This is a genomic window from Ruminococcus sp. CAG:57 (assembly GCF_000435935.1).
Classification (GTDB): Bacteria; Bacillota; Clostridia; order Oscillospirales; family Ruminococcaceae; genus Hominimerdicola; species Hominimerdicola aceti.
Genome location: NZ_FR890793.1, coordinates 182762 through 184183, shown reverse-complemented (window position 1 = coordinate 184183; position 1422 = coordinate 182762). Strand labels below are relative to the sequence as shown.

At 39.8% G+C, this 1422-nt stretch carries 1 protein-coding gene and 1 pseudogene; both read left to right on the top strand.

Annotation, left to right across the window (positions count from 1 at the left end; genetic code table 11):
- Positions 1-425 precede the first annotated feature (425 nt).
- The gene (locus tag QVO88_RS12145) at positions 426-1130 is read left to right on the top strand and encodes a response regulator transcription factor (protein ID WP_022288718.1); all 705 of its coding nucleotides are present in this window, start codon (positions 426-428) and stop codon (positions 1128-1130) included.
- Positions 1123-1422: pseudogene (locus QVO88_RS12140) on the top strand (sensor histidine kinase); the annotation flags it as partial. The gene QVO88_RS12145 and the pseudogene QVO88_RS12140, both read left to right, overlap by 8 nt.

Genomic DNA, 1422 nt, shown 5'->3' with positions numbered 1-1422 from the left:
TAGCCGCAGCAGCAGGTGCAGGCGGAATGGGCGGTATGTACTAATAAGCTCCCATGACTAATATCTGATATAATTTACAGCCTCCGTAGTTATCCTGCGGAGGCTGTTTATATGGAATGGGTAATATTTTATGACATGGTTTACAAAAATCAAATAATATCCTCGATACTTTTGTAAGTAAAATCCAAAAGTATTGATTAATTAAATTAAATATATACATATTGTTGCAGACGTCCGCTTAAAATTAAAGCAAATTATGATATTTAATAAAAAGTTAAATAAATATTCACACAATGGGTTTGTGAATTTGTTATAATACTTATATCAATTTGAATAATTATTGTCTTTTGTTCAAATTTTCAGAAGTGCGAAAATTTGAAATAATGGGCATGAAAAGAAGTAAATAAACGAAAGGAAGATGAAATATGTCGCTTGGACGAGTATTGGTAGTAGACGATGATAAGAACATCTGCGAGCTGCTCAGGCTTTACCTTGAAAAGGAGGGCTATGGAGTAATACTTGCACATGACGGTGAGGAAGCAGTGGTAAAATTCAACGCTCTTAAGCCTGACATCATACTGCTTGACATTATGCTGCCTGGTATAGACGGCTGGCAGGTATGCCGTGAGATAAGAAAGAAGTCCAACGTGCCTATCATCATGATAACCGCAAAGGTAGAAACATTTGATAAGGTGCTTGGTCTGGAGCTTGGAGCTGACGACTATATCGTAAAGCCTTTCGATACAAAGGAAGTTATCGCAAGAATAAAGGCTGTTTACAGAAGAGTAGGTCAGTCATCAGGCGAAGCTGAGATAAAGGAAGTCAAGTATGACAAGCTTTCAGTTAATATGACAAGATATGAGCTGAGAGTAAACGGTCAGGTGCTTGACACACCGCCGAAGGAGCTTGAGCTTCTGTTCCACCTTGCTTCAAATCCGAACAGAGTTTATACAAGAGATCAGCTCCTTGATGAGGTATGGGGCTTTGAATATTACGGCGATTCGAGAACTATCGACGTTCACGTTAAGCGTCTGCGTGAGAAGCTTGAGGGCGTTTCTGACAAGTGGGCACTTAAAACTGTATGGGGCGTAGGATACAAGTTTGAAGTCGCTGAAACACCGCATGAGTAATCGTAAAAGCATATTCTTTAAATACTTTGTAATTTGTTCAGCAGTAATACTTATAAGCTTTGTGTGCTTAGGAACGGTATTACTGCTGGTTTCTTCAAGGTATTTTATTGACGAAAAAAAGAGCCTGTTGGAGAAAAACACCAAGGCTCTTGCTTTATATACGCAGGAAGAAATGCTGGCTCAGCCTGCCGACTGGAAAAAGTCGGTGACAGATGAGATGACGCAGTATTCAATGGCGTGCAACGCTGATTTTATCTTGTGCGACTCTACGGGAGCAGTGCTTGTGAACTGC